Origin of the sequence: Agrococcus sp. SCSIO52902, from assembly GCF_022983135.1 — a bacterium.
Classification (GTDB): Bacteria; Actinomycetota; Actinomycetes; order Actinomycetales; family Microbacteriaceae; genus Agrococcus; species Agrococcus sediminis.
Genome location: NZ_CP095269.1, coordinates 1,647,351 through 1,667,038 on the forward strand (window position 1 = coordinate 1,647,351; position 19,688 = coordinate 1,667,038).

The 19,688-nt window shown below is 74.0% G+C and carries 19 protein-coding genes; 9 read left to right on the forward strand and 10 right to left on the reverse strand.

The features are described 5' to 3' along the window. Window positions 1-98: 98 nt before the first annotated feature. Window positions 99-2,897, forward strand: a complete 2,799-nt coding sequence (secA, locus tag MU522_RS08170; RefSeq protein WP_146357093.1) for a preprotein translocase subunit SecA — start codon at window positions 99-101, stop codon at window positions 2,895-2,897. 60 nt (window positions 2,898-2,957) lie between these two features. Here the strand turns inward: secA and MU522_RS08175 are convergent, their stop codons facing one another. Together MU522_RS08175 and MU522_RS08180 are read right to left on the reverse strand one after the other, a co-directional pair. Beyond that, window positions 2,958-4,028 carry a hypothetical protein gene (locus MU522_RS08175; protein ID WP_246990570.1) on the reverse strand — a complete coding sequence of 357 codons (1,071 nt, stop codon included), beginning with the start codon at window positions 4,026-4,028 and terminating at the stop codon, window positions 2,958-2,960. 65 nt (window positions 4,029-4,093) lie between these two features. Then, on the reverse strand, window positions 4,094-4,840 hold the full coding sequence (locus MU522_RS08180) for a hemolysin III family protein (protein WP_246990571.1): 747 nt from the start codon (window positions 4,838-4,840) through the stop codon (window positions 4,094-4,096). 70 nt (window positions 4,841-4,910) lie between these two features. Here MU522_RS08180 and uppS point away from each other — a divergent pair, with 70 nt between their 5' ends. The 3 genes from uppS (at window position 4,911) to MU522_RS08195 (ending at window position 8,403) form a co-directional block, all read left to right on the forward strand. After that, the gene (gene uppS / locus MU522_RS08185) at window positions 4,911-5,687 is read left to right on the forward strand and encodes a polyprenyl diphosphate synthase (protein ID WP_225792795.1); all 777 of its coding nucleotides are present in this window, start codon (window positions 4,911-4,913) and stop codon (window positions 5,685-5,687) included. A gap of 199 nt (window positions 5,688-5,886) precedes the next feature. Further along, window positions 5,887-7,215, forward strand: a complete 1,329-nt coding sequence (locus MU522_RS08190; protein WP_225792811.1) for a PhoH family protein — start codon at window positions 5,887-5,889, stop codon at window positions 7,213-7,215. A gap of 129 nt (window positions 7,216-7,344) precedes the next feature. Then, entirely contained in the window at window positions 7,345-8,403 is a 1,059-nt protein-coding gene (locus MU522_RS08195; RefSeq protein ID WP_246990572.1) for a crosslink repair DNA glycosylase YcaQ family protein, read from the forward strand. A 6-nt stretch (window positions 8,404-8,409) separates the two neighbouring features. On the opposite strand, the gene MU522_RS08200 is transcribed toward MU522_RS08195, so the two are convergent. From MU522_RS08200 to MU522_RS08215, 4 genes are read right to left on the reverse strand one after another with little or no spacing between them, the layout of a single operon-like run. Next, window positions 8,410-9,207 carry an anti-sigma factor gene (locus MU522_RS08200; RefSeq protein WP_246990573.1) on the reverse strand — a complete coding sequence of 266 codons (798 nt, stop codon included), beginning with the start codon at window positions 9,205-9,207 and terminating at the stop codon, window positions 8,410-8,412. Further along, window positions 9,191-9,760: a sigma-70 family RNA polymerase sigma factor gene (locus MU522_RS08205; protein WP_164877178.1), complete on the reverse strand. Its 570-nt coding sequence runs from the start codon at window positions 9,758-9,760 to the stop codon at window positions 9,191-9,193. Before MU522_RS08205 ends, MU522_RS08200 begins: the two co-directional genes overlap by 17 nt. 47 nt (window positions 9,761-9,807) lie before the next feature. Next, on the reverse strand, window positions 9,808-10,551 hold the full coding sequence (locus MU522_RS08210) for a class F sortase (protein WP_246990574.1): 744 nt from the start codon (window positions 10,549-10,551) through the stop codon (window positions 9,808-9,810). A gap of 2 nt (window positions 10,552-10,553) precedes the next feature. Then, window positions 10,554-11,363 carry a DUF4397 domain-containing protein gene (locus MU522_RS08215; RefSeq protein ID WP_246990575.1) on the reverse strand — a complete coding sequence of 270 codons (810 nt, stop codon included), beginning with the start codon at window positions 11,361-11,363 and terminating at the stop codon, window positions 10,554-10,556. 157 nt (window positions 11,364-11,520) lie between these two features. Here MU522_RS08215 and MU522_RS08220 point away from each other — a divergent pair, with 157 nt between their 5' ends. From MU522_RS08220 to MU522_RS08240, 5 genes are all read left to right on the forward strand, one after another. After that, complete coding sequence (locus tag MU522_RS08220) at window positions 11,521-12,096, forward strand: hypothetical protein (protein WP_246990576.1); 576 nt, start codon at window positions 11,521-11,523, stop codon at window positions 12,094-12,096. 148 nt (window positions 12,097-12,244) lie between these two features. Further along, window positions 12,245-12,790 carry a prepilin peptidase gene (locus MU522_RS08225; protein ID WP_246990577.1) on the forward strand — a complete coding sequence of 182 codons (546 nt, stop codon included), beginning with the start codon at window positions 12,245-12,247 and terminating at the stop codon, window positions 12,788-12,790. A gap of 120 nt (window positions 12,791-12,910) precedes the next feature. Further along, on the forward strand, window positions 12,911-13,810 hold the full coding sequence (locus MU522_RS08230; RefSeq protein WP_246990578.1) for a MetQ/NlpA family ABC transporter substrate-binding protein: 900 nt from the start codon (window positions 12,911-12,913) through the stop codon (window positions 13,808-13,810). 88 nt (window positions 13,811-13,898) lie between these two features. Further along, a complete protein-coding gene (locus MU522_RS08235) occupies window positions 13,899-14,930 on the forward strand; it encodes an ATP-binding cassette domain-containing protein (RefSeq protein WP_246990579.1) in 1,032 nt (343 codons plus the stop codon). Continuing rightward, on the forward strand, window positions 14,927-15,598 hold the full coding sequence (locus MU522_RS08240; RefSeq protein WP_246990580.1) for a methionine ABC transporter permease: 672 nt from the start codon (window positions 14,927-14,929) through the stop codon (window positions 15,596-15,598). Before MU522_RS08235 ends, MU522_RS08240 begins: the two co-directional genes overlap by 4 nt. 33 nt (window positions 15,599-15,631) lie before the next feature. On the opposite strand, the gene MU522_RS08245 is transcribed toward MU522_RS08240, so the two are convergent. Genes MU522_RS08245 through MU522_RS08260 form a run of 4 tightly spaced genes read right to left on the reverse strand, consistent with a single transcriptional unit; the run spans window position 15,632 to window position 19,542 of the window. Continuing rightward, window positions 15,632-16,129: a tetratricopeptide repeat protein gene (locus MU522_RS08245; RefSeq protein WP_246990581.1), complete on the reverse strand. Its 498-nt coding sequence runs from the start codon at window positions 16,127-16,129 to the stop codon at window positions 15,632-15,634. Then, window positions 16,126-18,255 (reverse strand): prolyl oligopeptidase family serine peptidase, encoded by a 2,130-nt coding sequence (locus MU522_RS08250; RefSeq protein WP_246990582.1) that lies wholly within the window; start codon window positions 18,253-18,255, stop codon window positions 16,126-16,128. The genes MU522_RS08245 and MU522_RS08250 overlap by 4 nt, the downstream gene beginning before the upstream one ends. A gap of 32 nt (window positions 18,256-18,287) precedes the next feature. Next, window positions 18,288-18,857, reverse strand: a complete 570-nt coding sequence (locus MU522_RS08255; RefSeq protein ID WP_246990583.1) for a sigma-70 family RNA polymerase sigma factor — start codon at window positions 18,855-18,857, stop codon at window positions 18,288-18,290. Next, window positions 18,850-19,542: a hypothetical protein gene (locus MU522_RS08260; protein WP_246990584.1), complete on the reverse strand. Its 693-nt coding sequence runs from the start codon at window positions 19,540-19,542 to the stop codon at window positions 18,850-18,852. The genes MU522_RS08255 and MU522_RS08260 overlap by 8 nt, the downstream gene beginning before the upstream one ends. Window positions 19,543-19,688 lie beyond the last annotated feature (146 nt).

The window sequence follows — 19,688 nt, forward strand, 5'->3', positions numbered from 1 at the left end:
TCCCGGCCATGGCTGGGACGCCGCTCGGCACGCGTTGCTACGATGGGCAGTCGGTTCCCGGACCGCCACCTCGCCCCGATGCACGGAAGGCTCACCTCGTGCCCAACTTCTTCGAGAACATGCTGCGCGCCGGCGAGGGCCGGCTGCGCCGCCGCCTGGAGCGCATCGCCGCCGATGTCGCCGCGCTCGAGGACGCGTTCGAGGAGCTCACCGACGAGGAGCTGGCCGGCGAGACGGCCGAGTTCCGCCAGCGCTACGCCGACGGCGAGGCGCTCGACGTGATGCTTCCCGAGGCCTTCGCGGCCGTCCGCGAGGCCGCGAAGCGCACGCTCGGCATGCGCCCCTACGACGTGCAGGTGATGGGCGCCGCGGCGCTGCACCTCGGCAACATCGCCGAGATGAAGACCGGTGAGGGCAAGACGCTCGTCGCCCCCATCGCCGCGTACCTCAACGCGATCACCGGCGAGGGCGTGCACATCGTCACGGTCAACGACTACCTCGCGAGCTACCAGTCCGAGCTCATGGGCCGCGTCTTCCGGGCGCTCGGCATGACGACCGGATGCATCATCGCCGGCCAGACGCCGGAGGTGCGGCGGGAGCAGTACGCGGCCGACGTCACCTACGGCACGAACAACGAGTTCGGCTTCGACTACCTGCGCGACAACATGGCGCACTCGAAGGACGCGATGGTCCAGCGCGGCCACGGCTTCGCGATCGTCGACGAGGTCGACTCGATCCTCATCGACGAGGCCCGCACGCCGCTCATCATCTCCGGCCCCGCCGCCGGCGAGGCCAACCGCTGGTTCGGCGAGTTCGCCCGCATCGCGAAGCGCCTGCGCCCCGAGGTCGACTACGAGGTCGACGAGAAGAAGCGCACGGTCGGCGTGCTCGAGCCCGGCATCGAGCGGGTCGAGGACCTCCTCGGCATCGACAGCCTCTACGAGTCGGCGAACACGCCGCTCATCTCCTTCCTCAACACCGCGCTCAAGGCGAAGGCCCTGTTCAAGCGCGACAGCGACTACGTCGTCATGAACGGCGAGGTGCTCATCGTCGACGAGCACACCGGCCGCATCATGCAGGGCCGCCGCTTCAACGAGGGCATCCACCAGGCGATCGAGGCGAAGGAGGGGGTGCAGATCAAGGCCGAGAACCAGACGGTCGCGACGGTCACCCTGCAGAACTACTTCCGCCTCTACTCGAAGCTCGCGGGCATGACCGGCACCGCCGAGACCGAGGCCGCCGAGTTCATGTCGACCTACAAGCTCGGCGTCGTCCCCATCCCGACGAACAAGCCCGTGCAGCGCAAGGACCAGTCCGACCTCGTCTACGCGACCGTCGAGGGCAAGTTCAAGCACGTCGTCGACGACATCGTCGAGCGCCACGAGGCCGGCCAGCCGGTGCTGGTCGGCACGACGAGCGTCGAGAAGAGCGAGTACCTCTCGGGGCTGCTCGCCAAGGCCGGCGTCAAGCACGAGGTGCTGAACGCGAAGAACCACGCCCGCGAGGCCGCGATCGTCGCGCAGGCGGGCCGCCTCGGCGCCGTCACCGTCGCCACGAACATGGCCGGCCGCGGCACCGACATCATGCTCGGCGGCAACGCCGAGCACCTCGCCGTCACGCGCATGACCGAGCTGGGCCTCAGCCCCTCCGAGACGCCGGACGAGTACGAGGAGCGCTGGGACGAGGTCTTCGCCGAGGTGAAGGCCGCCGTCGAGGCGGAGGCGTCGAAGGTGATCGAGGCGGGCGGCCTGTACGTGCTCGGCACCGAGCGCCACGAGTCGCGCCGCATCGACAACCAGCTGCGCGGCCGCTCCGGCCGCCAGGGCGACCCTGGCGAGAGCCGCTTCTACCTGTCGATGCAGGACGACCTGCTGCGACTGTTCGGCGGCTCCGTCGCGCAGCGCTTCATGGCGGTCGACGCCGACGAGGACGAGATCCCGCTCGAGTCGAAGATCTTCACCCGCACCATCCGCTCGGCGCAGGCGCAGATCGAGGCGCGCAACGCCGAGATGCGCAAGAACGTGCTGAAGTACGACGACGTCATGAACCGCCAGCGCGAGGCGATCTACTCCGACCGCCGGCACATCCTCGACGGCGACGACCTCGCGGGGCGCGTGCAGGGCTTCCTCGAGGGCACGATCCGCGACCTCGTCGACGAGCACGCGGTCGGCAACGACAGCGACGAGTGGAACCTCGAGGCGCTCTGGACCGAGCTGCGCACGATCTACCCGGTCGGCATCACGATCGACGAGGTCGTCGCCGAGGCGCAGCCGCGCCTGACGGCCGACTTCCTCTACGAGCAGCTCGTCTCCGACGCGAAGATCGCCTACGCGAAGCGCGAGGAGGCGCTCGGCTCGCCCGCGATGCGCCTGCTCGAGCGCCGCGTCGTGCTGTCGGTCATCGACCGCAAGTGGCGCGACCACCTGTACGAGATGGACTACCTGCGCGAGGGCATCGGCCTGCGCACGATGGCGCAGCGCGACCCGGTGGTGGAGTACCAGAACGAGGGCTTCGCGCTCTACCAGCAGATGATGTCGGCGATCCGCGAGGAGTCGGTGCAGTTCCTCTTCAACCTCGAGGTCAAGGTGCAGCAGGGCGCGAGCCCCGAGGCGCCCGCGATCGAGGGCGGCGGCCTCGAGGAGGTCGAGGAGGACACCACGAGCCTCACCTACTCGGCCCCCGACGAGGACGGCGAGGCGTCGGTGCACGACGCCGCCGGCCACGAGCTCGGCGCCGAGACGGGCAAGGCGCGCGCGAAGAGCGGCAACCCGGCCGTCGCCGCGCAGGCGCGGGCCGCGAGCGGCAACCGCGAGCAGCGGCGCGCGGCCACGAAGCAGGCGAAGGCCGCGCCGAAGGTGGGCGCGTTCGGCCAGGTCGAGGACGACGAGGCGCGGTAGCGGGTCTCGCGACGCGTGCCGGCGATGCCGGCGCGCTCCTCGACCTTGAGCCCTCCGGGCTCAATCGATCGACTGCAGCCCGTTCCAGGCGGTGACGCCGAGCGGCGGTCCGTAGGCGCCGGTGTCGCCGCCGTTGGAGTAGACGGCGGTGATGTGGCCGGCGCCGGTCGCCGGGTCGACGTTCGACACCCATCCGGAGCCCGAGGCGCCGTCGCCCATGACGCAGTCGGCGCCGTAGTTGGCGTCGCCGCCCGCGCCGTAGTTCAGCCGGTCCTCGGCGCAGTGCCGCAGCACCTCCGAGTCGAAGGGGTCGTTGCCCGGATATCCGGCGATCACGACGCCGTTGGTCTCGGCGGTGAAGCTGATGCCCTGGCCGCCGACGACCTGCTCGAGGGTGCGGCCGCCCTGCGGCGCGAAGCGGATGAAGCCGAAGTCGAAGCCCATCCAGCCGTCGTCGTCGGCGCCGTCGAGCCAGCGCGTGTTGGCCTCGAGGTACTGCTCGGGCACCCACCACCGCTCGGCCTCCCACACGCCGTACGGGGTGTCGCCGCGCTCGTAGCCGGGGGCGAAGAGGATGCGGTCGTACCAGTCGCGCGTCTCGTCGTCGAAGATGCAGTGGGCGGCGGTCGCCACGATGAGCCCCGAGTCGCTGTTGATCACGGTGCCGGTGCAGGTGAAGTCGCCCTCGGAGGTGCTGAGCTCGAGCCTGCCGACGGTGCTCAGCAGCAGGTTGCGGCTCGTGCCGTTGGCCTCCCCGGGCAGCAGCTCGTCGCCGCCGTCGTGCACGGGCAGCGCGATGCCGGGCTGCACCGCCGCCGTGCCGCGGGTCGGCTCGAGCACCACGTCGAACGCGGCGTCGGGCAGGTAGCCGTCGACGGTCTCGCCGCGCGAGCCCGCGTACAGCTCGCCGGTGTCGGCGCCGGTCTCGTCGGCGTCGGTGATGGGCTCGTCGGGCTCGACCGGCAGCGCCTCGCCCTGCTGCGGCTGCGTCGTCGGCGACGGCACCGGCAGCGGCGTGGTCGGCGGCAGCGTGATCTCGCCGGGGAGTGGCGGCGGCAGGATGACGCATCCGCCGACGGCGAGGACGGCGGCGAGAGCGGCGGCGGCTGCCGCGAGGCGGGTCGTGCGCATGGCCCTCCCACGCTAAGCGGATGCGGGCGGCGACGGCTGGGAGCGCGCCCCGAGCCGCGCGGGGTTCAGGCGGGCGGCGCGACCGCGACGAGCAGGATGGCCGTCCAGTGGCACAGGAACGCGATCACGGTGCAGACGTGGAAGATCTCGTGGAAGCCGAAGCGGCCGGGGAACGGGTTCGGCTTCTTCATGCCGTAGATCACGGCGCCCACCGAGTAGGCGAGCCCGCCCGCGATGACGAGCATCGCGGTGACCGCGTTCGCGGCCCAGATCTGCGGCAGGAACGCGACCGCCGCCCAGCCGAGCGCGAGGTAGATCGGCACGTAGAGCCAGCGCGGCGCGCCCAGCCAGAAGACGCGGAAGGCGATGCCCACGATCGCGCCGCCCCAGACGACGCTCAGCAGGATCCAGTCGGTCGGCGAGGGCAGGGTGAGCAGCGAGATCGGCGTGTAGCTGCCGGCGATGAGCAGGAAGATGTTGGCGTGGTCGAGGCGCTTCAGCAGCACGCGCGTGCGCTCCTGCCAGTGGAAGCGGTGGTAGACCGCCGAGATGCCGAACAGCAGCACGCTCGAGAGCGCGAAGACGGCGGATGCGGTCTTCGCGAGCGCGCCGTCGGCGACGATGACGAGCACGATGCCGGCGATGAGCGCGAGGGGAGCGGTGCCAGCGTGGATCCACCCGCGCCAGGTGGGCTTGTGCTCGATCGCGGCCTCGGCGATCGCGTCGCCCGCTGCCTCGATGAGCGGCAGGTGCGGGGTCTCGGGCTCGCTCGATCGCACCTCGTGGCGCTCGGGCTCGGTCGTGGATGCCATGCCTACAGCGTACGGCGTACGCAGTGCCGCGGCGAGCATCCTCGCGAGCGCAGCCGATAGATTGCGGTCTGTGCGACTCCGCAGCGCCCCAGGCTCCCGCCTCGTCTACCGCTACTACGAGCGGCGGCTGCGGCGCGACCTGCGGCGGGTCGCCGTGCCGCGCCACATCGCCATGATCATCGACGGCAACCGCCGGTGGGCGCGCGAGCAGAACCTCGCCACCGCCGGCCACGGGCACCGGGCCGGGGCCGCGCGGCTGCGCGAGTTCGTCGACTGGTGCGCCGAGATCGACGTGGAGGTCGTGACGCTCTACCTGCTCTCGCGCGACAACCTCACGGGCCGGGCGAGCGCCGAGCTCGGCGAGCTGTGCGAGATCATCGCCGAGCTCGCCGACGACCTCTCCCGCATCCCCGGCCGGCGCATCCGCCACGTCGGCGACACCGCCGGCCTGCCCGCGCCGCTGGTCGCGGCGCTCGAGGGCGCCGTCGCGCGCAGCGCCGACCAGCAGGGCATCTGCGTCAACCTCGCCGTCGGCTACGGCGGGCGCCACGAGCTGGTCGAGGCGGTGCGCCGCATCCTCTCGTCGGCCGGCGCGGCGACGCCCGCCGAGCTCGCCGAGCGGCTCACGCCCGAGCTCATCGCCGAGCACCTCTCGACCGCGGGGCAGCCCGACCCCGATCTCGTCATCCGCACGTCCGGCGAGCAGCGGCTGAGCGACTTCATGCTCTGGCAGAGCGCCCACAGCGAGTTCTACTTCGTCGAGGCGCTCGGGCCCGACCTCCGCGAGGTCGACTTCCTGCGCGCAGTGCGCGCCTACGGGCTGCGCGAGCGCCGCTACGGGCGCTGACCGAACGCTGCGTGACGAGCGCGTGAACACGCGCCGCGCATCCGTGTGTCGCCGGGCGATCCCGCCGCGCGAGCGTACATTCGGCGGTGTCGGGCATCTCCGCCCGGCGAGCGAGCGGCCTTCGCGCCAGCGAGCACCACGGGAGGCGACGGCCGCGTGAAATCCGACCCCGGTCGGAAGGGAGCGCCACGTGCCTGAGATCGCCACCACCCCCGCCAGCGGCTCCGTCGAGGTCGAGACGACCGACACCCGCCAGCGCACCTACGTGCTCGACACGAGCGTGCTGCTGTCCGACCCGGGGGCGATCCACCGCTTCGCCGAGCACTCCGTCGTGATCCCCGTGATCGTGATCGCCGAGCTCGAGAAGAAGCGGCACGATCCCGAGATCGGCTACTTCGCCCGCAAGGCCCTGCGCAACCTCGACGACCTGCGCGTCGCGCACGAGCGGCTCGACTTCCCGGTGCCGACCGAGGGCGGCGGCAGCCTGCGGGTCGAGCTCAACCACACGAACCAGCAGGTGCTGCCCAGCGGCCTGCAGCTGGGCGACAACGACTCGCGCATCCTCGCCGTCGCGTCGAACCTCGCCGGCGACGGCCTCGACGTCTGCGTCGTGTCGAAGGACATGCCGATGCGCGTCAAGGCGGCCTCGATCGGCCTCGCCGCCGAGGAGTACCTCGCCGAGCAGGCCGTCGACTCGGGCTGGATGGGCACGGCCGAGCTCGCGCTCTCGGGCGAGCAGATCAACCGGCTGTACGAGGACGAGCGGCTCGAGACGGATGCGGTGGCCGGCATGCCGGTCAACACGGGCCTCGTGATCTCCTCCGAGCGCGGCTCGGCGCTCGGCCGCGTCACCCGCGCCGGCGAGATCACGCTCGTGCGCGGCGACCGCGACGTCTTCGGCGTGCACGGCCGCTCGGCCGAGCAGCGCCTCGCGATCGACCTGCTGCTCGACGAGCAGGTCGGGATCGTCTCGCTCGGCGGCTCGGCCGGCACGGGCAAGTCGGCGCTCGCGCTCGCCGCGGGCCTCGAGGCGGTGCTCGAGCGGCGGCTGCACAAGAAGGTGATCGTCTTCCGCCCGCTGTACGCGGTCGGCGGCCAGGAGCTCGGCTACCTGCCCGGCGACAAGGACGAGAAGATGAACCCCTGGGGTCAGGCGATCTACGACACGCTGGGCGCGCTCGTGAGCGACAACGTGCTCGACGAGGTCGCCGATCGGGGCATGCTCGAGGTGCTGCCGCTCACGCACATCCGCGGGCGCTCGCTGCACGACGCGTTCGTGATCGTCGACGAGGCGCAGTCGCTCGAGCGCAACGTGCTGCTGACGGTGCTGAGCCGCATCGGCCAGAACTCGCGCGTCGTGCTCACGCACGACGTCGCGCAGCGCGACAACCTGCGGGTCGGCCGCCACGACGGCGTCGCGAGCGTGATCGAGACGCTCAAGGGCAACGAGCTCTTCGGCCACATCACGCTCACGCGCAGCGAGCGCTCGCGCATCGCCGCGCTCGTGACGAGCCTGCTGGAGGGCTGAGCGCCGCCCACGCCGACCCGTTCCACCCTGCTGGACCCGGTGCACCGGGTCGGCGGCGGTGGAACGGGTCGGCGGCGCGGGCGAACGGATGCGCGGGCGCGCGTGGGCGGGCACGGCTAGCGTGGCCGCATGGCCGCTCCGAGGTCGCTGACCGCAGCCCAGGCGCGCCGCATGCGCGTCGCCGCGCAGGAGGTGCGCGGCTCGCGGCGCGCGCCGGCCGACGTCGTGCGTCGCATGGTCGCGATGCAGGGGCAGGACCTGCCGCAGGTGCTGCGCGCGATCGCGATCCGCTCGGCGCCCGGCACCGGGCTCGCCGACGTGCGCGCCGCGTTCGACGCGGGCGCGCTGGTGCGGTCGTGGGCGATGCGCGGCACGCTCTTCGTCGCGACCCCCGACGACCTCGCGGTGCTGCACGCCGCGACCGTCGATCGCCTGCGGCCGCAGGAGTGGCGCATGTGCGCGGCGCGCGGCATCGACGCGCCGACCGCCGACGCGGCCGCGGCCGTGCTGCGCGCGGTGCTCGCGCCGGGACCCGTCGCGCGACGCGCGCTGCTGGCGGCGTGGGAGGCGGCGGGCATCGCGACAGGCGGCGGGCGCGGCTACCACCTGCTGGCACTCTCGGCCTACGACGGGCTCGTGCGCTTCGGGCCGTTCGAGGGCTCCGAGCAGCTGCTCGTCGGCGGGCCGCCGCCCGAGGTGCCCGAGCCCGCCGCCGCGCTCGACGAGGCGCTCGCCCGCTGGGCGGCGGCGCGCGGCCCCGCGCGGGCCGACGATGCGGCGTGGTGGACGGGACTGCCCAAGCGGCCCGTCCGCGCGGCGCTCGAGCGCGCATCCGACCCCGATCGCGGCGTGCTCGAGCAGGTGCTGGTCGACGGGGTCGAGATGCTGGTGGCGGCCGGGGCCGCCGAGGCGCCGCGCTCCGGGGTCCTGCTCGTGCCCGGGTTCGACGAGTGGCTGCTGGGCTACGGCGACCGCTCGCTCGCGGTGAGCGCGGCGGCGATGCAGGCGATCGTGCCGGGCGGCAACGGCGTCTTCCGGCCGGTGGTGCTCGTCGACGGCGTGGCGGTCGGCACGTGGCGACTGCCCGCCGGCGGCCGCGGCGAGCCGGTGCTCGAGCTCGTCGCGCCCGTGCCGCCGCGCACGCTCGCGGCGATCGAGTCGGCGCTGCGGCGCTGGCCGCACCGCTGAGCGGGATCAGCCGCCGAGCGCGCCCCGCCAGACGCTGTTGCCGCTGTGCGTCGGGTCGCCGTCGTACGGCTCGACCGACACGTCGACGATCGGGTAGGCGGCCAGGTCGAGGTCGGCCGGCAGCGCGAGCTGCGTCGTCTCGCGGTCCATGACGCCGAGGCTCACCATCTGCTGCGCGTCGGCGTCGAGCAGCCAGACGTCGAGGTAGCCGTCGACCTCGGGCAGCGCGTCGGCGTCGACGACGAGCAGGCGCTGGCCGTCCTGCTCGACGACCTCGGCGCGCGCGGGCGTCACGCTCGGGCCGAGCTCGCCGAGCGGGTCGAGCGTCGCCTCCGAGACGCCGATCGAGCGCGGCTCGCCGGTGATCTGGGTCACGACCACGACGGCCGCGCTCGCCGCGACCGCGGCCGAGGCGGCGCAGGCCGCGATGAGCGCGCCGGCGCTGAAGCGGCGGCGGCGTCGGCGGGCGACGTCGATCGAGGTGACCTCCGCGCCCTCCTCGAGGCCTCGGGCGGCGCCGGACGACGGCGTGAAGGGCAGCGCCGGGGGCACGGCGGATGCGCCGGCCGTCACGGGCGCGTCGGCGTCGGCGGGCAGGTCGGTCGCGATCTCGGCAGCGATGCGATCCCAGACGCCCGCGGGCGGCGGCAGCGCCGGCAGGTCGGCGAGCCGGAAGCGGTCGGCCGTGGAGCGCAGCGAGTCGACCTCGGACCGGCACGCGGGGCAGTCGTCGAGGTGCGGGGCGCCGTCGGCGGCCTCGCCCAGGGCGAGCGCGGCGAGCGTCTCGTCAGGCAGATGCTGCATGCGTCTCCTCCCATCGGTCCCTCAGCCGTCGCAGTGCCCGCGACAGGTGGCTCTTCACGGTGCCGACCGGCATCGCGAGCGAATCGGCGATCCAGGCGGTCGAGCGGTCCTCCAGCACGGCGAGCCGCACGATGGTGCGCTGGGGCTCGCCGATGTGCTCGAGCTCCTCCTGCACCGTCAGCGAATCCTGCACCGCGTCGAGCACCGGGTCCCCCTCACCTCGATCGAGCGCTCCTGCGAGCGTCTCCGGATCCACGGCCAGCTCGCTCGCCGAGCGCGCCTTCCAGTGGTCGGCGATCCGCCGCCGGGCGATCGTGACGATCCACGCCCCGAGCGGACCCGAGGCGGGGTCGTACGACTGCCGCGACCGCCACACCGACACGAACGTCTGCTGCACGACGTCCTCGGCGTCGTGCGCCGGCATCGCCCGGCACGCGAGCGCGTAGACCAGGCCGCCCCAGCGCTCGTACGCCTGCCGCAGCACCTCCGGCGAGGCGTCCTCGGCGAAGGCGCGTGACAGCACCTCGACCTCCGACGCCTCCTCGCTCGACACGGCCAGAACGTATCACCCTCTCCGCGCGGTCATGGGCCGCCACCCGGTCACGAGGCATCGGGCACGGCCGTGACGACGATGTTGTCCTCGTAGGCGCCCGCGGCCGCGTCCCACTCGCCGCCGCACGTGATGAGGCGCAGCACGTGGTCGCCGTCGCGGGCGAAGATCGCGTCGAGCGGCAGCTCGTCCTTCGAGAGCTGCTCGACGGTCGTGATGCGGTAGCGCAGCTGGTCGCCCGAGTCCGTCGTGATCTCGACCGCCTCGCCCGGGACCGCATCCAGGATCTCCGACATGGGCGCCGGGCCCAGGTCGCTGTCGACGTGCGCGGCGAGCACCGAGGAGCCTTCGGCCGCGCCCGGCTCCGGCCCGAAGCGGTACCAGCCCACCTCGCGCACGAGCTCGGGCACATCCATCTGGCCGTCCTCGCGCACCCCGACCGGGATGACGTCGAGCGCGAGGCCCACGGAGGGCACGCGCACCTCGGTCGGCGCATCGACCGCCGCCGCCGCGCCCGGGGAGGCGTCGCGCGTGCCGACGCCGGTCGGCACGGCAGCCGCCTGCGCCTCGCTCGACGCGTCGGGCGACGCGGCGGGGGTCGGCGCCGCCGTGGCCGGGGCGCCCACGCTCGGCGCCGACGGCTCGACCGGCCGCGGGATCAGCTGCCAGATGCCGAACGCCGCCGCGCCCACCGCGGCGACGGCCGCGACGAGCGCCACGGCGCGACGCCCCTGCGCGCGCCGAGCGGGCTCCCGCCGCGCGGTGCGCGGCGAGAGCCCGTCCGTGGTGCGCATGATCAGCCGCGCTCCTTGGCGAGGCGCTGCTGGCGCACCGCGACGGTGGCCAGGCCGAGCGCCGCCGCGAAGGCGAGCAGAGCCGTCAGCGCCGACTGCTGCGCAGCGCCGCCGAGGCCCGAGGGAACGCCGCTCGGGGCGCTGTGCGCCTCGACCGTCTGCACCGCGAGCGCCAGGTTGCCGTCCTCGGCGCTGCCCCACGCGGTCACGATGGTGTTGACGCCCTCAGCGAGCTCGAGGTCGGCCGGGCCGATCGCGACGTCGGAGGTGCCGGTGAGCACCACGTCGGCCGACACGGTGCCGGCTGCGGTCTCGAGCGAGGCCTCATCGGGGTTCGACAGGCCCTCGACGACGACGCTCTCGTTCGCGCGAATGTCGACGGTCGGTGCGGCGGCCAGGTGGCGCACCGTGAGGCGGGCCTCACCGGCGGCGACGGGCTCGGTGTCGTTCGCGAACGCGCCGAGGGTCGGCTCGCCGCTCTCGGTCAGGTGGGCGACGAGCGTCAGGTTGGCGCCGCCGGGCACCTCCACGCCCATGGCCTCGATGGCAGGCTCGCCCGAGTCGGGGGTCTCGCCGTCGGCGAAGACCTGGATGTCGTAGCTGCCTGCGGCGAGCATCATCGGGTCGGTGAGGGTGCCGGGCTCGAAGTCGCTGATGGCCTCGTCGCCATTGATGTAGACGTCGACGGTGAGGCCGGGGACGGCGTGCAGCACCGAGACGGTGGACTCGTGGCTGTCCGCGAACGCGGGTGCGCCGCCGAGCGTCGCCAGAGCGAGAGCGGCGCCGGCGCCGATCGCGAGCTTGCGCTTCATGGTGATCTCCTTGCAGTCTGCGGCGCACCGTGCGCCGTCTGCCCCCATATCGCATCGACGCCCCGGATCGGTTGCAGCGCGCCCGATGCCGTGCATCCCGGGCGTGTCGCGGGCCAGGGTGCTTGTCGCGAGGGGGCCGGTGCACGATGCTCTGAACATGCTCGCGCGCATCCCCACCGGCTGGCTCGCCGCCGCCCTCGCCGCCCTCCTCGTGCTCGCCGTGGTGGGTGTCCCGGTGCTGCGCGCGCAGGCGCTCGACGCCGCCGAGGGCGGGGCGCGCTGGGCCGACGCGGTGGGGGACGCGCTCGGCAGCCCCGGCATCGCCATCATCGCGGCGCTCTGCGCGGCGATCGCGCTGCTCACCATCGTCGTGAGCCGCGCGCAGCTGCGGCGCGACGCCCTCGAGGAGGGCGGCGCCGAGGTGGTCGCGGCCTGGCGCCCCGTCGAGCGGGTCGCGTCGCTGGCCGTGCTCGGCGTGATGGGCGACATCGTCGCCGCGGTGGTCGGCATCGGCATGCAGCCGCTCTGGCTCACCTGGCCGGTCGAGGGGGAGTCGCCGCTCGTCGTCGTGCCGACGGTGCTCGTGCTGCTCGTCGGTCCCGTGCTCGGCGCGCTGTCGCTCGTGCTGGCGCGCCGCGCCCGCCGGTCGCTGCACGACGCGGCGGAGGCGCGCGAGCTCGAGCGCCGCACGCGCCACGCGGTGACCGGCATGCGCCACCACGAGCCCGCCTGAGCCGGCGCGGCCGCGGCCGCGATCTCCGGTACGGATCCGCGGGTGCGAGTCCGCGCGACCCACGGATCCGTACCGCACGCGCGGCGTTCGGCTGCGGCGCTGTGGAGAGCGCCCGCGCGGCCACCCACGCCCTGGCTACCGTGGCGGCGTGACGAGCACCCTGGCCGCCGACGCCCCGCCGATGCTACAGCCGCTGCGGCTGCGACCCGTCGACGCGCTCGGGCTGCCGCTCGCGGCCGCGACCGCGTGGGTGCTCGTGGCCGGGGGAGCGGATGCGGCGGCCGTCGTCGCGCTCGCGGCCGCGTCGCTCGTGGCACCGGCGCTCACCCGCACCGACCTCTCCGAGCGACGGCTGCCGAACGCGCTCACGCTGCCGCTGCTCGCGGTGGCGGCGCTCGCCGCCGCGGCCAGGCTCGCCGCGGGCGACCTGTCGCCGCTCGTCGGGCTCGCGTGCGCACTGCTGCTCCTGGCGATGGCGGCGGTCGGCGGCTTGGGGATGGGCGACGTCAAGCTGGGCGCGGGCCTCGCGCTCGCGACCGCGACGCTCGGCTGGGCCGCGCCGCTCGTCGGCCTCGGCGCATCCGTCGTGGTCGGCGGGCTCGCGGGCGCCGCCGCGCTCGCGGTGGGCCGCCGCACGGTCGCCTTCGGACCCTGGCTGCTCGTCGGGTGCGGCATCGCGGTCGCGGCGTCCTGACCGGCGGCGCGGTGCGCCCGCGCGCTGCCGCGCTGTGTGACGCCCCGTGACGGCCCGGCTGGCCGACGCTCGCGGCCGGTTCCTACCGTGGAGGCACATCCCCAGCACGAAGGAGCCGCCATGACCACCCGTCGCATCCGCCCGCTCGCCATCGCCGGCACGCTCGGCCTCGCTGTCGCCCTCGTCGGCTGCAGCGCCTCCGGCGGCGCCGACGCGGCGCTCGGGTCCGAGGAGAACCCGGTGCAGCTCGGCGTCGTCGGTGCGTCCGACCCGTACTGGGCGGTCTACGAGGAGGCCGTCGAGGCCGAGGGCATCCAGCTCGAGATCGTCGACTTCACCGAGTACACGCAGCCGAACCCGGCCCTCAGCGAGGGCGAGCTCGATGTGAACCAGTTCCAGCACATCCAGTACCTCGCCGACTACAACGTGTCGTCCGGCGAGGACCTCCAGCCGATCGGCGCGACCGCGATCTACCCGCTCGGGCTCTACTCCGACAAGTACGCGTCGGTCGAGGAGATCCAGGACGGCGAGACGGTCGTCGTGCCGAACGACACGGTCAACCAGGCCCGCGGCCTGCTCGTGCTGCAGTCGGCCGGGCTCATCGAGCTCGCCGACGGCGGCAGCCCCGTGTCGACGCTCGAGGACGTCCTGCCCTCGTCACGCGTGCAGGTGGAGGCGGTCGACGCGGCCCTCACCGTCAACTCGCTGCCCGACGTCGCGGCGGCGGTCGTGAACAACGACTTCCTCGGCCCGGCCGGCCTCACCGCGCAGGACGCGCTCGTCGCGGACGACCCGAGCGACGAGGCTGCGCTGCCCTACGTGAACATCTTCGCGACGCGGGCCGAGGACGCCGACGACGAGGTGCTGCTGCAGCTCGTCGAGATCTTCCAGGGAAACCAGGAGGTGCTCGACGGCCTGCAGGAGGTCTCCGGCGGTACGGCGGTGTTCGCCACCACGCCCGCCGGCGACCTCCAGGCGTCGCTCGCCGAGGTGCAGGAGACGCTGCAGGCGCAAGGCTGAGACCGACCGCGGGCCCGGCGATCGCCCGGGCCCGCGCGGTCGCGCCCGACTGCCGCGACCGCTCCATCCCCGACGACCCGAAGGCGCCATGCCCCACATCCAGCTCACCGACGTCAGCAAGACCTACCCGCCCACGCGGCGGGGCGGCGACCCTGTCGTCGCCGTCGACAGCGTCACCGCCTCGATCGAGCGCGGCGACGTCTTCGGCGTGATCGGCTACTCCGGCGCCGGCAAGTCGACGCTCGTGCGCCTGATCAACGGCCTCGAGCCCGTCTCGGCCGGGTCGATCGAGGTCGACGGCGTCGACATCACCGCGCTGCCCGCTGCCGAGCTGCGCCGCGTGCGGCAGGGGATCGGCATGATCTTCCAGCGCTTCAACCTGCTGCGCTCGCGGACGATCCGCGGGAACGTCGCCTACCCGCTCGAGGTCGCCCGCATGGCGCGAGCGGAGCGGGCAGCACGCGTCGACGAGCTGCTGCGCTTCGTCGGTCTCGAGGACAAGGCCGACGCGTACCCGGAGCAGCTCTCCGGAGGACAGCAGCAGCGGGTGGGCATCGCCCGGGCGCTCGCCGCATCCCCCTCGATCCTCCTCGCCGACGAGGCGACGAGCGCGCTCGACCCGGAGACCACCGATGAGGTGCTCGACCTGCTCGCGCGCGTCAACCGCGAGCTCGGCGTGACGATCGTCGTCATCACCCACGAGATGGATGTCATCGCTCGCATCGCGGGCCGGGTCGCGGTGATGGACCGCGGCCGCGTCGTCGAGACGGGCGACACCTACGACGTGTTCACCCGCCCGCAGACCGACACCGCCAAGCGCTTCGTGCGCACGGTCGTGCGAGCGCTGCCTGACGGCGAGGCGCTGCAGGCGCTGCGCGCGCGCCATGAAGGCCGGCTCTTCACCATCTCGTTCAACGACGCGGGCGCATCCGACGCGCGCGTGTTCGGCGCCCTCGCGCGCGCGGGCGTCGACTTCCAGCTCGTCCACGGCGGCGTGGACGACATCCAGGGCCGCGTCTACGGACTGCTGACGATCGCGGTGCGCGGCCACGCCGAGGCCGTCGAGAGCGCGCTCGCCGACATCGGCGAGGGCGTCACCGTGCAGGAGGTGCACGCATGAACGAGCTCATCGACCAGATCACCGGGCTCCTGCCGGCGCTCCTCGAGCAGACGGGGATCACGCTGTGGCTCGTCGCCCTCTCGCTGCTCTTCGGCGGCAGCGCGGGGCTCGTGGTGGGCACGGCGCTCTACGTCACCCGCAAGGGCGGCGTGCTCGAGCAGCCGATCGTCTTCTGGGTCCTGAACGTGCTCGTCAACACCTTCCGGCCCATCCCCTTCATCATCTTCCTCGCCGCCATGCAGCCGATCGCGCGGCTGGTGATCGGCACCGGCATCGGCAACGAGATGATCGTGTTCTCGATCGCGATCGCCGCGACGTTCGGTATCGCGCGGATCGTCGAGCAGAACCTGGTCTCGGTCGACCCGGGTGTGATCGAGGCGGCACGCGCGATGGGCGCGGGGCCGTGGCGCATCATCGGCACCGTGATCCTGCCGGAGGCCTTCGGCCCGCTCATCCTCGGCTTCACCTTCGCGATCGTGGCGCTCATCGACATGTCGGCGGTCGCGGGCATCGTCGGCGGCGACGGACTCGGCGACTATGCGCTCTCGTACGGCTTCCGCCAGTTCGAGCCCGTCGTCACCTGGAGCGCGCTGGTGATCATCATCATCATCACGCAGATCGTGCAGGCGGTCGGCAACGGGCTCTCGCGCCTCGTCCTGCGGCGCTGAGGCCGCCCGACGGACGCGTGCGGGCCGGATGCGTCAGGCGGGCGGCGGGGTGAGCTCGGCCGCATAGGCGAGCACCGAGGTGCGGTAGCGCGGCAGCGTCGGCCCGAGCGCCTCGAGCGCGACGCGCAGCGCCTCGTCGTGGCGGCCGGCGCTGTGCAGCGCGAGCGCGAGGAACGCCTCGCGGCCGGCGCCCGTCGACGGGTGCGGCGCGGCGCCCTCGAGCAGCGCGATCGCCTCGTCGAGGCGGCCGAGGTTCCGCAGCGTCGACGCGTGCTGCACGACCCGCTGCGCCTCGCGCGCCGGGTCGGCCTCCGGCAGTCCCTCCTCGACCGCGGCGCGGTAGAGGGCGTCCGCCTGCCGCTCGCGACCCGCCGCGTCGTGCGCGCCGGCGAGCTCGAAGAGGCCCGCAGAGAGCTCCGGCGCCTCGGCGGCGAGCGCCCGCATGGCGGCGATGCGCGCCTCGTCGTCGACGGCCTCGTCGACCCAGAGCGCCGCGACGCGCCGCTCCCACTCGGCGGCGGAGGCGATCACGCGCCGGCCGCCCGGCTGTCGTCCACCTCGCGCCCCGGAACCTCGAGCCCGCGCGCGTCCAGCCCTGGCGCATCCAGCTCCTGCACGCCGAGCCCCGTGTGGTGCGCCGCGAACGCCAGCTGGTCGGCGAACTCGAGCGCCGCCGCATCCTTCGGCTTGCCCATGCCGTGCCCGGCCCGGGTGTCGACGCTCAGCAGCACCGGCGCATCCGAGCCCGACGCCTGCTGCGCGCGCTGCAGCTCGGCGGCGAACTTGAACGAATGGGCGGGCACGACGCGGTCGTCGTGGTCGCCGGTGGTGATGAGGGTCGGCGGGTGCGCGACGCCCTCGCGCACGTTGTGCAGCGGCGAGTAGGCCCGCAGGTAGGGGTGCGCCTGCGGCTCGTCGGGGTCGCCGTAGTCGCTCGCCCACGCCCAGCCGATCGTGAAGCGGTGGTAGCGCAGCATGTCGAGCACGCCGACGCCCGGCAGCACCGCCGCCCACAGCTCGGGGCGCTGGGTGAGCGCGGCGCCGGCGAGCAGCCCGCCGTTCGAGCGGCCGTGGAGCGCGAGCTGCTCGGGGCTGGTGACGCCGGTCGCGACGAGGTGCTCGGCGATCGCGTACAGGTCGTCGAAGACCTGCTGCTTGCGCTCCTTCGTGCCGCCCTTGTGCCACTCGGAGCCGAACTCGCCGCCGCCGCGGAGGTTCGGCACCACGAGCACGCCGCCCGCGGCGACCCAGGCGGCGAGCACCGCCCGGAAGCCGGGGTTCATCGGGATGTTGAAGCCGCCGTAGCCCCAGATGAGCGTCGGTCGCGGCGCGTCGCCGGCGTCGCCCTCGGGGCGCACCAGGAACGCGGGCACCGTCGCGCCGTCGGAGGAGGCGGTGCGGACGCGCGTGGTCGTCGCCGCGGGCGCGGCCGGGCCCGGGGTGGGCAGCGTGCGGTGCGCGACGAGCCGAGCGCCGTGCGTCTCGACGACGTGCCGCGTGCCGCGGTCGACGAAGCTCGAGGTCGACACGAGCACCCTGTCGCTCGTCGCGCTCGTCTCGGACCCGGTGATCGAGACGCCCTCGCCGAGCGGCACGTGGTCGCCGAGCTCGCCGTCGAGCGTCGCCAGCTGCATGCGGTGGCTCGCGTCGTGCGAGTACTCGAGCACGAGGCCGGATGCGGTGAGCGCGGCGTCGAGGAGCACGTCCTCGGGGTGCTCGGGCACGACGGCGCGCTGCTCGCCCGTCGTCAGGTCGAACGCCGCGAGCCGGTAGCGCGGCGCGCCCTCGTCGGTGACGGCGAACAGCCGCCCGTCGCGGACGCCGATGGCGTTCCACTCGTGCTCGTTGCCGGTGACCAGCTGGCGCAGCGCCTCGTCGCCGTGGCGGCGGGCGGCGAGGTCGTTGCCGCTCGACGAGCCGGTGTCGGTCGAGAGCACGAACCACTCGTCGTGGCGCGGCCAGTGGCGAGCGAAGAGCCGCGCCTCGTCGGGGCGCGAGAAGAGGATCGCGTCGTCGGCGACGTCGGCGCCGATCTCGTGCCGCATGAGCCGGCCCGCGCCCATCTCCTCGGTGAGGGCGTCGCCGGTGGGCGCATCGTACGCCCAGTAGCTGAAGGCGCGGTCGCCGGGCAGCCAGACGGGCGAGTTCCACTTCGACCACGGGATCTCGTCGCCGAGGTCCTCGCCGGTGGCGACGTCGCGCACCCGGATCGTGCGCCAGTCGGAGCCGCCGTCGGCGAGGCCGTAGGCGAGCAGCGCGCCGTCGGGGGAGACCGAGGCGACCGTGACCGCGACGGTGCCGTCGTCGGAGAGCGCATTGGGGTCGAGCAGCACGCGGCCGCCCTCGAGCTCGTCGACGGAGTCGGCGGTGATGAGCACCGGCTGGTTCTGGCCGTCGGAGTGCCAGGCGAAGGCGCGCCCGCCGCGGATCCAGGGGCAGCCGCGCGTGGGCGCCTCGAGCAGCCCCGTCAGCAGCGCGCGGAAGGCGCCGCGCGCCGGCAGCGCCGCGAGGATCGGCTCGGCGAACGCGTTCTGCGCCTCGATGAACGCGCGCGTCTCCGCGGAGTCGCCGTCCTCCAGCCAGCGGTAGGGGTCGGCGATCGCCTCCCCGTGGACCTGCTCGACCGTGCTGTCTCTCTTCACCTCGGGATAGCGCATCCGCCCACCCTAGATGCGATGACCGGAGCGGGCTACGTCGCGACGCCCGGACGGACGCTGGGGTCCGGATCCTGCTCGGCGGCCGCGCTCGGCGCAGCGGCCAGCAGGACGCGCAGCGCCGCCTTCGCCCGTGCGTGCCGCGTGCTGGCCGTGGACGGCCGGATGCCCAGGTGCCGCGCGGCCTCCTGGAGGCTGAACCCGTCCCAGTGCACGAGCATCAGCAGCTCGCGGTCGCGCTCCGGCAGCGTCTGCACGGCCTCGCGGACGCGGCGCCGCTCGAGGTCGCGGTCGGAGCCCGGGTGCCCTGCGGCGTCGATCGCCGCCATGCGCAGCGCATCGATCCGCGCGGCATCGCGCTGTGCGCGCTGGACGTGCCGCCTGCGCCCGGCCAGCAGCGTGCGGCGGGCGACGCCGAACGCCCAGCGGCGGGCGTCGACGGGAGCGTGGGGGATGCGGTCCGCGCCGGCGGCGAGCGCGAGCAGCGTCTCGCCGAGCAGGTCCGCGGCGTCCTCCGGAGCGGGGACGCGGCGCAGGAAGTAGCCGAGCAGATCGTCGGCGGCGTCGGCCACGAGCGCGGTCAGGCGATCGTCGCGCTCAGCCATCGGTGCCGCAGACGGTGCTCGTGACGAGCGCTGCCGACTCCTCGGGCAGCACGCCCGCGGCCGTGCCGGCCTCCACGAAGCGGTCGCCGAGCGCGATCGCGAGCTCGTCGGTCGGGGTGCCCGCCTCGACGAGGGCGTCCACCTCCGTGTCCCAGTCCTGGGCGGAGGCCCAGGTCGCCACCCGGTCGAACGCGCGCTGGTCGAACGGCGCGCGCTGGTCCTCGCCCAGCCAGACGATCGAGAGGTGCTGCGGCGGGGAGATGTCGCCGCTCGTCCCGGTCAGCGCGATCAGATCGGGTGTCCACGTGAACTCGAGGGTCGCGCCATCGTCGCCCTCGGGGCGCGGAGCGAGCCAGGCGCCGACGACGCACCCCTCGCCGGTTGTGGGCGCCGAGCGCACCGTCGGGCTCGTGAGCGGACCGACACCCAGCCACTCGCCGAGCGCGCCCTGCAGCCCTCCGGCCGCCCACGCGATGCCCGCGGGCGCCGCGATCAGCGCAGCAGCCGCCGCGGCGATCGCGATCCGCCTGCTGCCGCGCCGACGCGCCGCTGGAGCGTCGGCGGAGGCCCGAGCGTCGCGCACGAGCGCCGACGCGGCGGCGCGTACGGAGCCGTCGTCGCGGGTGCGCTCGCGCAGTGCGCGCCAGGGGTCGGCATCGCGCAGTCTCGAGTCGAGGTGGTCCATGATCCCCTCCAGGGTCGTCCGTGCACCCTGCACATGCGCGTCCCGACACGATCCGTCCCACGCGGCGGCCAGATCCGGCTCGAGATGGCGAGAATCCCCGACCTACGGGTCTCCAGGGGAGGAACCCGCAGCTCGGGGACGTTCGC